The organism is Pseudalkalibacillus sp. SCS-8 (genome assembly GCF_040126055.1).
Taxonomy (GTDB): domain Bacteria; phylum Bacillota; class Bacilli; order Bacillales; family Fictibacillaceae; genus Pseudalkalibacillus; species Pseudalkalibacillus nanhaiensis.
This window is the reverse complement of the sequence record NZ_CP143541.1, coordinates 2,968,755-2,981,739: the sequence shown is the minus strand read 5'-3', so window position 1 is coordinate 2,981,739 and position 12,985 is coordinate 2,968,755. Positions and strand designations below refer to the sequence as shown.

Genomic DNA, 12,985 nt, shown 5'->3' with positions numbered 1-12,985 from the left:
GGCCCTCCTTTATTGAGAAAGATTTTGACTTTGCATTTGATCACCAAGGTGGCTTTGAAGATGCTGGAGCAATTGATCATAATGCCTCGTATGCATTTGGGCAGCTTGTTCGATCGCCGTCTTTACTTCTTGATCCTGGCACTGGTTGGCAAAATGCCTGCATTTTTTCGCAGCTAATAGATTCCAACTCATCATGTCGGTTAAGTATAGCTGATCCTTAGAGGTCATCACTCTTGGTGGCTGAGGCATGATTCCTTGCTGGTTTTGAGTGGATTGTTGTTGTTGCACGGTTCTTTCCTCCTTTTAGGGGATTCTGAGTTCAAAAATAGGTTGCCACGCAAGAAAGATGTTATTCAAGAGTGGAGATGGGGAAAGGCCCGATTTATTCAAAATCATAAACTCTCCATTCACATTTTGAATCCACTCCTATTATGGTAAAAGGAAGAAAAAATTAAATTTTGAAAAAAGTAAAAAAGTTGTCGAAAAAATGATAAAATACTGTTGGAAGTTAAATAAATTAAACTTCGTTCACATAGATAATCAAGAAATTTTGTATCCGTTATCATAGGGGGATCTGCTGATGGAACAACTATTAAAAAACTTCTTCTTATTCATGGGTAAAAATAAAGTAGCCACCAAAATGGCGAAGAAATATGGCCTTCGTTTCGGAGCAGGTCGTTTCGTTGCTGGCGCTTCATTGGAAAGTTCATTGCATGCAATTCGAAAGCTGAACGATGAGAATCTTCCTGTAACCATCGATCACCTCGGTGAATTCGTTGATAACGAAGAAGAAGCAAGGGAAATGACCAACCATTGTATTGAAGCGATAAAAGCTATTTCAAAGGAAAACTTGAATTCCCAGCTTTCGCTGAAATTGACTTCCATGGGATTGGATATCAGCCGTGAATTGGTGCTCGCCAATATGAAACGGATTATGGAAGTCGCTGATGAGTATGATGTGTTCGTCACGATCGATATGGAAGATGAATCGCGTTGTCAAGCGACCATTGATATATTCAAAGAATTGAAATCGGAGTATGAAAATATCGGAACAGTCCTGCAGGCTTATCTGTACCGTACAGTTTCAGATATTGAAGATCTGGATTCTTATAATCCGAACCTCCGTCTAGTAAAAGGTGCGTATAAGGAATCTCCGTCAGTTGCGTTTCCGGATAAGAAAGATGTTGATGAGAATTTCAAGAAAATCATTAAAATGCATCTTCTCAATGGAAATTACACAGCAATTGCAACGCATGATGACAATATGATCGCTTATACGAAAGAATTGGTGAAGGAGCATAACATCCCGCTCGATCAGTTTGAATTCCAAATGTTATATGGAATTCGCATCGATCGCCAGCGTGAGCTGCGTGATGAAGGGTATACGATGCGAGTCTATGTCCCTTACGGAAACGATTGGTACGGGTACTTCATGCGACGTCTTGCAGAGCGTCCAGCCAACGTTGCGTTCGTGTTGAAAGGGATCTTCGGAAAATAGAATGATGAAGAGTGCCAGCTTAGATGCCTGGCACTTTTTTTATTCCACATTACGTTTAGGAGCGTTTTTTAGTCATATCTGCTCTTTTTTTCAGATTTCCGAGTCATTTTTTATCAACTCTCTTTAAAAACTGACGATTTTCCTGAAAAAAGATCAGAAGCACTACGCAAACAAAGATTATCTACAAAAATTTCGGATTATCTACGAAAAAATAGAAATATCTACGAAAATAAAATTTTATCTACAAAAATGAGAAATTACCTACAAAAATGAAGAATTATCTACAAAAACGCTAATCCACTCCAATATCGCCCAGGCCATTATCCTTTTTTCATCAACTCGCATTTTCGAGCATAAGATATTGTGTATATGCTCATTCAAGGGGAGCCACTCTCGGTCAAAGCAGGTGAAAAGAAGGCTATCCCGAAAAACTGTCCCTCTTGAGCAGCTAAAAAGAATTTTTGAAAACCCCAGGATCTACTGTAGTCAAGCAAGGTATGGAAAATAAGTAGACTAAATCATGTTAATTTTCTGAAATTTGTATTGCGAAAAAGCGCCAAATTTTTTATAGTAGGTATAGAGACAGTTCAAGTACAGAAATGTCCATCTTGTACAAATTTAAGCAAGCTCTATTTTTTGCAGAAAAAATGAATGAGTGTTCATTCATACAAAGGAGGTTCATCATGTCATATCACATTCGTAAGGTTGCAGTCATCGGTTCTGGAGTAATGGGATCCGGTATTGCTGCGCATCTAGCTAATGTAGGTATTCCGAGTATTCTATTGGATATCGTTCCGAGAGAACTAAATGAAAAGGAAAAAGCCCAAGGGCTCACCCTTGATGACAAGGTTGTAAGGAACAAGTTGGCGGAGACGGCTAAACAGAAATTATTAAAGCAAAAGCCTGCACCGCTCAGCTCCAAGGATCATCTTCAGATGATTGAAACAGGGAACCTGGAAGATGATCTGGAGAAGCTTGGGGAAGTCGATTGGATCATCGAGGTTGTTGTTGAGAATTTGGATGTGAAGAAGAAAGTCTTCGAACAAATTGAGAAGCACAGGAAGCCAGGTACAATCGTCAGCTCGAACACTTCCGGAATCTCAATCAATGCCATGGTGGAAGGAAGAAGTGATGAGTTCAAAGCTCATTTCTTAGGGACTCACTTTTTCAACCCGCCTCGTTATCTGAAATTATTAGAAGTCATTCCAACAAAAGATACGAACCAAGACGTATTAACATTCATCAACCGATTTGGTGAGGATGTTCTTGGAAAAGGTGTCGTTGAAGCCAAGGATACACCGAACTTCATCGCAAACCGGATCGGAACGTATGGTTTACTTGTGACGGTGCAACAAATGCTCAAAAACGGCTACTCCGTCGGAGAGGTTGATTCCGTTACAGGACCAGCCATCGGACGTCCGAAAAGTGCGACCTTCAGAACGCTTGATGTTGTCGGTCTGGATACGTTCATCCATGTTGCCAGGAATGTATACGACCAAGTTGAAGGGGAAGAAAAGAAGGTTTTCGATGTTCCTGATTTCATGAAAAAAATGAATGAAAAGGGATGGATCGGAAGCAAGAACGGGCAAGGATTCTACCTGAAGCAAAAGTCGAATGGAAAGAGTGAAATCCTAGAGCTTGATCCGGAAACGCTCGAATATGGACCAAGGAAAAAGCTGAAAACGGCGTCGGTCGAAATGAGCAAGCAGGCTAAGACCATGCCGGATAAATTGAAAGCGCTTGTATACGCAGATGACCGGGCTGGACAGCTCGTCTGGTCGATTCTAAAGCCGGTTCTTCTTTATTCAGCCGAAAAGGCATTTGAAATTGCTGACGACATTAAAGCGATCGATGATGCAATGAAATGGGGATTCGGCTGGGAACTTGGTCCTTTTGAAACGTGGGATGCAATCGGATTGGAGAAATCAGTTGCCCGCATGAAGGAAGAAGGAGAAACGATCCCGAATTGGATCAATCAAATGATTGAAACGGGTCAGAAGCAATTTTACAAGCAAGAAGGAACGAACATCGCCTTCTATAATAATGGGGAATATGCCCAGGCTGATGAAAACCCGAAGGTGATCCGTCTTAGCCGACTAAAGGATGAAAACAGGGTCATTAAGAAGAACACGGGTGCCAGTCTGATCGATATTGGAGACGGCGTTGCATTGCTCGAGTTCCACTCCCAAAACAACGCAATCGGTCCAGATATCATCCAGATGATCCAATATGCAATTGATGAAGTCGAGAAGAATTACAAAGGGCTCGTCATCGGAAACCAAGGAAAGAATTTCTGTGTCGGAGCGAACCTGATGCTCATAATGATGGAAGCCCAGGATGATAATTTCTTTGAACTGGACTTTATGGTCCGTCAGTTCCAACAGACGATGGCAAAGATTCGCTACAGTGCAAAACCAGTCGTCGTAGCACCGTTTAACATGACACTCGGCGGAGGTACTGAAGTTTCCTTGCCAGCTGCTGGTCTACAGGCTTCCTTTGAAACTTATATGGGTCTTGTTGAAGTAGGAGTCGGAATCATCCCAGGGGGTGGCGGGAACAAAGAACTTTATACCCGTTTGCTGGAGCAAGTTCCGAAGGATGTGAAGCCGGATCTGCAAAAGCTTGCAATCCAGACATTCGAATCGATTGCAATGGCGAAAGTGTCTACTTCTGCTCACGAAGCGAAGGAATCTGGTTTCTTACGACCGCAGGATGGAATCAGTGTAAATGGGGATCACCTCATTCACGATGCGAAACAACAAGTGCTGTCACTCTATAACAGAGGATATCGCCCGCCACAACGCAAATTGATTCCTGTAGCAGGTGAAGCTGGATACGCAACCATGTACCTTGGTGCGCAGACGATGAAATTCGGAAACATGATTTCTGACCATGACTTAAAAATAGCTAAGAAATTGGCTTACGTCATCGCCGGTGGAAACGTTCCAGAAGGAACACTCGTCGATGAACAATACCTATTAGATCTAGAACGGGAAGCTTTCTTGAGTCTTGCCGGAGAACCGCTTACCCAACAACGTATGCAACATATGCTCGTCAAAGGAAAGCCACTACGCAACTAAGGAGGGGTGAAGATGCAAGAAGCCGTTATTGTAGCAGGTGCAAGAACACCTGTCGGAAAAGCGAAGAAAGGGACGCTCGCCAATGTACGTCCAGATGACCTTGGCGCCCTTACAGTAAAGGAGACGCTCAAAAGAGCAGGAGGATATGAAGGACCAATTGATGATCTAATCATGGGTTGTTCGATCCCAGAAGCAGAACAAGGTATGAATATGGCTCGTTTGATTGGAGGTCTCGCAGGATTACCCGATAACGTTCCAGCTATCACAATCAATCGATATTGCTCATCCGGATTACAGAGCATCGCTTATGGTGCTGAACGAATCATGATCGGGCATGCGGATGCCATCATTGCAGGTGGCGCAGAATCGATGAGCTTGGTCCCTGTCCCAGGTCACGTCGTGAAACCGAATGTTAAATTACTTGATTCAAGACCTGAATATTACATGGGAATGGGCTACACGGCAGAAGAAGTTGCGAACCGATTTGAAATCTCACGTGAGGATCAGGATCAGTTTGCTTTACGAAGCCACCAACGTGCAGCAAAAGCAATTTCTGAAGGGAAATTTGATGATGAAATCGTTCCGGTTGAAGTAACGAAACGTTGGGTGGATGAGAAAAATAAACTTCAAGAAAAAATGATGATGTTTTCAAAGGATGAGGGGGTTCGTGCAGACACAACCCTTGACGTGCTAGGTAAATTGCGACCAGCATTCTCTCCGAGAGGGAGCGTTACCGCAGGGAACTCTTCTCAGATGAGTGATGGTGCAGCATCTGTTCTCGTCATGAACCGAGAAAAAGCGGAAGCAGAAGGCTTGAAGCCGATCTTGAAGTTCCGTTCATTTGCAGTAGCTGGTGTTGCCCCTGAGATCATGGGCGTCGGCCCGGTTGAAGCCATTCCGAAGGCGTTGAAGCTGGCTGGCTTGGAGCAATCGGATATCGGCTTGTTCGAACTTAACGAAGCGTTTGCTTCTCAATCCATTCAGGTGATCCGAAAGCTTGGTCTGGATGAAGAGAAGGTGAATGTCAATGGTGGAGCGATTGCGTTAGGACACCCACTTGGATGCAGTGGGGCGAAACTCACTTTGACGTTGATGCATGAAATGATTCGTCGTAACGAACAGTTCGGTGTTGTAACGATGTGTATTGGCGGCGGTATGGGTGCCGCAGGCGTGTTTGAATTGATTCAGTAAAGGGAGGTAAAACCTATGTCGAGCAGTGTTGAAAAAGCAGCAAAAGGCGGAAGTTTTCTTGTAGAGGAAGTCGAGGCGCAAAGCGTCTTCACTCCTGAAGATTTTACAGATGAGCAGTATATGATGGGGAAGACGACAGAGGATTTCGTCGTCAAGGAAGTCGTTCCTCAACTTGAGAAGATTGAGAATCATCAATTCGATATCTCTCGTGAGCTGTTGACGAAGGCTGGAGAATTAGGATTACTAGGAGCGGATGTGCCGGAAGAATACGGCGGACTCGCTCTAGATAAAATCAGTTCCTCCATCATTACGGAGAAGTTCGCAAGAGCACGTTCTTTCTCACTTAGTTATGGAGCGCACGTCGGAATCGGGTCGTTGCCGATCGTCTTATTCGGTAACGAAGAACAAAAGCAGAAATATTTGCCTGATCTCTCTTCCGGTAGACGAATTGCAGCCTATGCATTGACTGAGCCAGGTTCAGGATCAGATGCACTTGGTGCAAAGACGGTCGCCAAGCTGAATGATGCAGGAACCCATTACATTTTGAATGGTGAGAAGCAATGGATCACGAACTCTGCATTTGCTGATGTTTTCGTCGTCTATGCAAAAATTGATGGCGACAAGTTTTCTGCTTTCATCGTAGAGCGTGATTATGAAGGTGTATCGACTGGGCCAGAAGAGAAGAAGATGGGGATCAAAGGCTCTTCTACACGTACGCTGATTCTTGAAGATGCGTATGTTCCGAAAGAGAATTTGTTAGGTGAAGCGGGACGTGGACACGTCATTGCTTTCAATATCTTGAATATCGGGCGATACAAGCTTGCGGTTGGCTGTGTAGGGGCAGCGAAACGAGCATTGGATGTATCGATTAAATATGCGAATGAACGTCAGCAGTTCAAGCAGCCGATTTCCCGTTTCACATTGATTCAAGAAAAGCTGGCGACAATGGCGGCTAAATCTTATGCTGCAGAAAGCTCCGTCTATCGAACAGTAGGGATGTACGAAGATCGACTAGGCGTGCTGTCACCAGAAGAACAAAAGGATGGTTCGCTGTTGGCGAAAGGGATTGCGGAATACGCAATTGAATGTTCCTTGAACAAAGTGTTCGCTTCAGAAGTACTTGACCATGTAGTCGATGAAGCGGTTCAAATTCACGGTGGATATGGCTTCATGTCCGAGTATGAAGTGGAAAACATGTACCGTGATTCCCGTATCAACCGAATTTTCGAGGGTACGAATGAAATCAATCGATTGCTGGTTCCGGGCACATTGCTACGTAAAGCGATGAAGGGTGAGCTTCCGCTTCTGCAAAAAGCCACAGAACTGCAAAATGAATTGATGATGCTTATGCCTGAGGAATTAAGTGATGAACCATTGGCTCAAGAAAAGCAATTCGTAAAGAATGCGAAGAAGATTTTCTTGATGATTGCAGGCTTGGGCGTTCAGAAGTATGGTGAAAAGCTCGAGCACGAACAAGAGGTACTGTCGAACGTTGCAGATATCGTGAGCGAAGCGTATGCAATTGAATCGGTCGTACTCCGTACCGAAAAAGCGATTCAAAAGCATGGTGCAGAAAAAGCGAAGCAGAAGATCCTATTGACCGAAGTATTCTGTCAGGAAGCATTTGAGCGTATTGAAGCTCATGCGAAGGAATCCATCGTGGCAATTGAAGACGGAGATCAGCTCCGCATGATGCTTTCTGCATTGAAGAAATTGACCCGTTACACACCGGGCAATATGATCAAAAAGAAACGTGAAATCGCAGCGGTATTGTTAGAGGAAGAAAAGTACGTCGTCTAATTTTAGCCCATTGACTATTATGCAAAACACTCTCTTTTCCAAATGAAAAACCACACTCTCTCAAAAAAAGGTCTCCGGCTTCCGGGGACCTTTTTATACGTTTTTTTAAGTTCACCATTAATCGTCAAAGTAGCAAATCATACAATTCTTGGAGGCCGATCCAACCGAACTTGAAGCCAAAGCCGATCAACACAAAACTCGCTACAATATTTATAACCTTCATGATCCTCGTGTTCATTAACAACCGACCGAAATGAACAGTGAAGGCAAGATTCAAATTCCACAAGCCGATTCCGAGGAAAACAAGGCTGCTCACTAAAAAGGCATGGAGGTGGTTGCTTTGCTGAAGCACACCACTTAAAACCGACCCATAGATCCCAAGCCAGAAGAGCAAATTCATCGGATTAGAAGCAGCGATGGTCAATCCAGACAAGTAGGAACGGACTTTCACTCGTCCACTTCGTTGGTCAGGAGCCGTCACATCTTCCATCAGGCGAGTCATTCGTAGATTGTTTATACCGGAATGGACGAGAATAATGCAACCTAGCATTGTCAGGGTGATTTTCACCCAGACAATGGACATGATATGTGATAATCCAAAGAACATAAGAGCCATAAGAACAAGGTCGGAGGAGATTCCCCCGGCACCGACGAGTAACGCTGCCCAGAAGCCATACAAGAGACCGCGCTTGATGATTTCAATATTGATCGGCCCAATCGGTGCTGCGATGGAGAGTCCAAGTATGATGTAACCTGAAATCGTTGCAAGCATCAATATCCTCCTTCAAAGCTTGTCTGTTATTAATAAATGAAAGAGGAGATGCAAGTAGAACAGATATCTCAGGGCTACATCACTAATAATCCCCACCATTAAAGTGCAATCACGAAGCTTTTCTCCGTTATTTAGACATTGACTTATGATAGAATGGAATAGAAGTTCATCAGAAAATACAGACTATGGTGAGTTAGGAGTGTCTAAGTTGGCTTTGACGGTATATGAATATCCAAGTTGTTCAACGTGCAAAAAGACAAAGAAATGGCTTGATGAGCAAGGTCTATCGTATGAAACGGTTCATATTGTAGAACAAACACCTTCAAAGGATGAGCTTGCAGCTTTACATGAAAAAAGCGGCCTTGAGCTGAAGAAATTTTTCAACACAAGTGGAAAGAAATATCGTGAGCTCAATATGAAAGAGCGATTGAAAACGGCATCTGAAGACGAACTGTTGGAGCTACTCGCTTCAGAAGGTATGCTGGTCAAGAGACCGATTGTGACAGACGGTGATCGGGTGACAGTCGGCTTTAAAGAGGACACATTCGAGCAAACTTGGAAATAGTACAGATTGCGAATGTGGACTGTTTTATAATAGTATTACGGTAGGTATGATATTACATAAATAAATCGGAGGGATTAGAATGGAATTTCCAAAGGAATTACGTTATTCAGAAGAACACGAATGGGTGAAGGTTGAAGGGAACAAAGCACATATCGGTATTACAGCGTTTGCACAGGATGAGCTGGGTGACATCGTATTCGTCGAACTTCCTGAAGTGGGTGACGAAATCGAAGTGGATGAGCCATTCGGAAGTGTAGAATCCGTTAAAACGGTATCTGAATTGTATGCGCCTATCAGCGGTAAAGTCGTTGAAATTAACGAAGAACTTGAAGACAATCCTGAATTCGTCAATGAATCTCCATATGAGAAAGCATGGATGATCGTCGTTGAAATGTCTGATGAGTCAGAGCTTGAAAATCTGATGGATTCAGAAGGATATCAGAAGATGGTCAGCGAAGAATAAAAGAAGGATAAGTAACAGAACATAAGAAGGATTCATGAACATCAAAGCTGGTTAATATATGAATATTATACTAGTTGAAGGGTGTGAACTTTATGGACCATAACGTTCGTCGAACTGATATCACGGATAAGGTCTATGGGAAAATGGATCAAGGCTCTATGTCTCTGTACTTGAACAAAGACAAGATAGGGAATATCCGATTTACCAATCAAGGGAATTTGTATGAGATGGGAGAAGGGTTTGAATTTGATGGGGACAAGATCTACCGTCAAGATTCAGGTTCAGCTCCTAAAGCTCAAGGTCAACAACAACTCGTTGATGATTGTGAATTCGGTTGGTGTTAAGCAGCGGTCCAAGCGATCGCTGCTTTTTTTCATTTAAGATCACTTAGCTTATAGGAATATAAGAAGCGTAAGGCGGCGACTCCAGCGGGAAAAGCAACAGCTGAAGACCCCGCAGACCGAGGTCGAGGAGGCTGAAGCGTTGCCCGCGGAAAGCGTCCGCCTGAAGCAATTCAAATTCAACAACATTCTTTAACAAAGCTTTCTTATAAGAAAGGCCCTGATAAGTACTGAAAATAAAATTCACGACACTCCTCGGGGGCAGCGAGCCAGGAAGTCGATTTTAGCTGAATAAAAATATAAACGACATGGTGGGTTCAATATGGATGAGATAGAGAAAAAAGTATTAATCGTCGAGGGGAAGACGGACCGTGAAAAGGTGAAAAAGCTGCTGAATGAACCTGTAGAAATCATTTGTACACATGGTACAATCAGCTTCACGAAGCTGGAAGAACTGATTAACTTGATTGAAGACAGAGAGATCTACATCCTTGTCGATGAAGATGATGCCGGTCATAAGCTGAGGAAGATTTTAAAAAGAGAGCTCCCAAATGCACAACATCTTTACACTCAGAGTGTCTATAAAGAAGTTGCAGAAACCCCGTTAATGTACCTCGCAAAAATCTTAATGAATGCAAATTTTCGAATTGATCAACGCTATTTGTTTAATGGAGGTGCAACATGAAACGATTGTTTATGATGGTTTTGCTGATTGGCGGTCTTATTGGCTGTTCATCCGATCAGACAGAACAATCTGCTGATGACTCGACGACCGAACCTGCAGCGGAGACGGTTCAAAATGTTGCTCAGCATGAGGATGCAACGATACTCGCCAACCGATTAAGGGTACCATGGCAAATCAATCATATAAATGAGACGGTTTTCTATTTATCTGGACGATCTGGTGAAATTTATAGCATTAAAGGAGACTCAAAACAAAAGCAAAGCGTCGATCTCAACAAAGAAATCATAGCTGAAACCGAGGGAGGCCTGCTTGGCTTTCTTATCCTGGATGGTACGAGTGAACCCTTAGAGGCCATTTTGTACCATACATATGAAGAAGATGGAGAGCGTCTGAACCGTGTTGTCAAAGTACAAAAACAAAAGAGCGTTTGGAAGGAAACCGATACCCTTGTTGAAGGGATTCCTGGAGGGAGGATCCATAACGGGGGACGATTAGCAATCGGGCCGGATGATGCCCTTTACATCACCACTGGAGATGCTGGCCACAGCTCTCTAGCACAAGATAAGGAAAGTCTTGCTGGTAAAATTCTTAGAATTAATCTGGATGGAACGATTCCAAAGGATAACCCTTTCCCTGATTCACCGGTTTATTCATATGGCCATCGGAATCCGCAAGGACTTGGCTGGACTTCAGATGGAAAAATGTATAGTACCGAGCATGGTTCCCGTGGGCACGATGAGCTGAATCTCATCCTTTCTGGTGGCAATTACGGATGGCCAGTCATACAGGGGGATGAGGAAGAGGATGGGATGAAGACACCCCTGTTCCATTCAGGTGATGAAACCTGGGCACCGGCAGGTCTTGCGATTGATGGGAGTAAAATCTATGTTGCCTTTCTAGCTGGTGAACAAATCAGAGTTTTTGATTTGGAGACTGGAACTCATGAATTGTGGAAAGATGGCTTTGGCAGGATGAGAGATGTTATCATAAGGAATGGAAACCTTTATACGATTACGAACAACACTGATGGTAGAGGGAGTCCGAAGAAAGATGATGATAAGCTTATCAAGTTTCCACTAGATTGACGGGCTTTTCCTTATGAGGAGGACGCAGTACTACATGATCCAAGAAACAACCTATTCAACAATCCTTCAGAAGCGATTTAACCGTAAACGAATGATTGTATTTTTTTATACCCCCTTATGCGGTACGTGTAAGCTGGCCAAGAAAATGCTGGAGGTAGCATTGGAAGCCGGAGAGGGTTCGGATTCTCGTGAAGTTCTAGCATGTAATCTGAACCAGATGCCTGCCATCGCGAGAGATTGGGAAATCACAAGTGTACCCTGTGTCGTTTTTATAGACGAGGGAAGGTTTATCGATAAGGTGTATTCCATCCGTTCAGTTGACCATATCTACAGTAAAATCAAAGAATTCCACCAAAATGCAAAAAAAAGTAGTGGATAAATCTTCCTTATTTATGTCAAAAAACAACCTGATTTTGACGGAAAATGTCGTTCAGGTTGTTTTTATTTTGAATATCTTGAAAGCGCATACGTAGTGTTAGTTAAGAGGCTATCGAATTTTCACTCTAATACTATCCTAAAATTCTTACAAATCAGTCTTAATAAGAGTGTGTTACAATTGTTAAAGAGCTTGTAACATTGTTATCAAATTGTATCCTCCAAACGGCGAAAATAATGATATAAATGAACTATGAATTCTTCATTCATTTGAGAGTTCGTGCATACATCATAAATTTCACAGAATAAATCCTCAATAAGATAAACTCTGTCCGTAGCGAGGTGGATACAAATTATGACATCAATGAATATGAACTTATTAGTAAAACCGACTTTTAATAAAACACTCAAGAAAAACGTTACGATTGAAGATAAAGTAAAACAAATTGCTCGTGGAGATGAAAGACTTCGAAACGAGTTATTGGAGGATTATCAACCCTTCATTAAGAAAGTGACATCTAAAGTATGCAATCAATATATTGATCAATCGCGTGATGAATATAGTATCGGATTGACGGCTTTTAATGAAGCGATCAACCAATATCAAGAAGGACAAGGAAGCCGTTTCTTGACGTTCGCAGATATGGTCATCCGAAGACGGGTGATTGATTTCATCCGTAAAGAAGCTCGACAAAACCGTTATGTGTTTCTCGAGCCTGAAGAACTTGATGAAGAAGGCAGACTTGAAGACAGTTATGCAGAACAACAAGCTGCTATTCACCATTATGATCAACAGCAACAAGTAGAAAACCGTGTATTTGAAATTGAAGAATATCGGGAATTGTTAAAGGAATATGGCATTACTTTCAAAGTTTTAAGCAAAAACTGCCCGAAGCACATCGATGCTCGTGAAAATGCCAAGAAAATTGCACAATTACTCGCTGAAGATGAAAAGCTGGCTGCCTATCTTAAAGAGAAGAAGCAGCTACCGATAAAAGATTTATTAAATATGGTCTCTTGCAGTCGTAAAACAATTGAACGGAATCGAAAATATATAATAGCAATTGCATTGATCTATATTGGAGGGTATACATCGCTCAAATCTTACATTGAGCCCTCCGATTGATCAC

Annotated in this window: 14 protein-coding genes; 11 read left to right on the top strand and 3 right to left on the bottom strand. The window is 42.7% G+C overall.

Annotation, left to right across the window (positions count from 1 at the left end):
- Nucleotides 1–9 precede the first annotated feature (9 nt).
- Complete coding sequence (locus V1497_RS15480) at nt 10–249, bottom strand: hypothetical protein (RefSeq protein WP_349410850.1); 240 nt, start codon at nt 247–249, stop codon at nt 10–12.
- A 331-nt stretch (nt 250–580) separates the two neighbouring features.
- On the opposite strand from V1497_RS15480, the gene V1497_RS15475 reads away from it, so the two are divergent.
- From V1497_RS15475 to V1497_RS15460, 4 genes are all read left to right on the top strand, one after another.
- A complete protein-coding gene (locus V1497_RS15475) occupies nt 581–1,498 on the top strand; it encodes a proline dehydrogenase (protein WP_349408416.1) in 918 nt (305 codons plus the stop codon).
- 683 nt (nt 1,499–2,181) lie between these two features.
- Nucleotides 2,182–4,578 carry a 3-hydroxyacyl-CoA dehydrogenase/enoyl-CoA hydratase family protein gene (locus V1497_RS15470; protein ID WP_349408415.1) on the top strand — a complete coding sequence of 799 codons (2,397 nt, stop codon included), beginning with the start codon at nt 2,182–2,184 and terminating at the stop codon, nt 4,576–4,578.
- A 12-nt stretch (nt 4,579–4,590) separates the two neighbouring features.
- The gene (locus tag V1497_RS15465) at nt 4,591–5,769 is read left to right on the top strand and encodes an acetyl-CoA C-acetyltransferase (RefSeq protein ID WP_349408414.1); all 1,179 of its coding nucleotides are present in this window, start codon (nt 4,591–4,593) and stop codon (nt 5,767–5,769) included.
- 15 nt (nt 5,770–5,784) lie between these two features.
- Nucleotides 5,785–7,569, top strand: coding sequence for an acyl-CoA dehydrogenase family protein (locus tag V1497_RS15460; RefSeq protein ID WP_349408413.1), 1,785 nt, complete (start codon nt 5,785–5,787; stop codon nt 7,567–7,569).
- Nucleotides 7,570–7,693: 124 nt separating this feature from the next.
- On the opposite strand, the gene V1497_RS15455 is transcribed toward V1497_RS15460, so the two are convergent.
- Nucleotides 7,694–8,341 carry a LysE family translocator gene (locus V1497_RS15455; protein WP_349408412.1) on the bottom strand — a complete coding sequence of 216 codons (648 nt, stop codon included), beginning with the start codon at nt 8,339–8,341 and terminating at the stop codon, nt 7,694–7,696.
- Between the two features lie 208 nt (nt 8,342–8,549).
- On the opposite strand from V1497_RS15455, the gene V1497_RS15450 reads away from it, so the two are divergent.
- The 3 genes from V1497_RS15450 (at nt 8,550) to V1497_RS15440 (ending at nt 9,713) form a co-directional block, all read left to right on the top strand.
- The gene (locus tag V1497_RS15450) at nt 8,550–8,906 is read left to right on the top strand and encodes an arsenate reductase family protein (protein WP_349408411.1); all 357 of its coding nucleotides are present in this window, start codon (nt 8,550–8,552) and stop codon (nt 8,904–8,906) included.
- 79 nt (nt 8,907–8,985) lie between these two features.
- The gene (gcvH, locus tag V1497_RS15445; RefSeq protein ID WP_349408410.1) at nt 8,986–9,369 is read left to right on the top strand and encodes a glycine cleavage system protein GcvH; all 384 of its coding nucleotides are present in this window, start codon (nt 8,986–8,988) and stop codon (nt 9,367–9,369) included.
- Nucleotides 9,370–9,461: 92 nt separating this feature from the next.
- The gene (locus V1497_RS15440) at nt 9,462–9,713 is read left to right on the top strand and encodes a DUF2553 family protein (RefSeq protein ID WP_349408409.1); all 252 of its coding nucleotides are present in this window, start codon (nt 9,462–9,464) and stop codon (nt 9,711–9,713) included.
- A gap of 43 nt (nt 9,714–9,756) precedes the next feature.
- Here the strand turns inward: V1497_RS15440 and V1497_RS15435 are convergent, their stop codons facing one another.
- Nucleotides 9,757–9,957 (bottom strand): hypothetical protein, encoded by a 201-nt coding sequence (locus V1497_RS15435; RefSeq protein WP_349408408.1) that lies wholly within the window; start codon nt 9,955–9,957, stop codon nt 9,757–9,759.
- 75 nt (nt 9,958–10,032) lie between these two features.
- On the opposite strand from V1497_RS15435, the gene V1497_RS15430 reads away from it, so the two are divergent.
- The 4 genes from V1497_RS15430 (at nt 10,033) to sigI (ending at nt 12,981) form a co-directional block, all read left to right on the top strand.
- A complete protein-coding gene (locus V1497_RS15430) occupies nt 10,033–10,395 on the top strand; it encodes a toprim domain-containing protein (RefSeq protein ID WP_349408407.1) in 363 nt (120 codons plus the stop codon).
- Nucleotides 10,392–11,480, top strand: a complete 1,089-nt coding sequence (locus V1497_RS15425; RefSeq protein ID WP_349408406.1) for a PQQ-dependent sugar dehydrogenase — start codon at nt 10,392–10,394, stop codon at nt 11,478–11,480. The genes V1497_RS15430 and V1497_RS15425 overlap by 4 nt, the downstream gene beginning before the upstream one ends.
- 34 nt (nt 11,481–11,514) lie before the next feature.
- Nucleotides 11,515–11,859, top strand: coding sequence for a thioredoxin family protein (locus tag V1497_RS15420; protein WP_349408405.1), 345 nt, complete (start codon nt 11,515–11,517; stop codon nt 11,857–11,859).
- A gap of 351 nt (nt 11,860–12,210) precedes the next feature.
- Complete coding sequence (gene sigI / locus V1497_RS15415) at nt 12,211–12,981, top strand: RNA polymerase sigma-I factor (protein ID WP_349408404.1); 771 nt, start codon at nt 12,211–12,213, stop codon at nt 12,979–12,981.
- Nucleotides 12,982–12,985 lie beyond the last annotated feature (4 nt).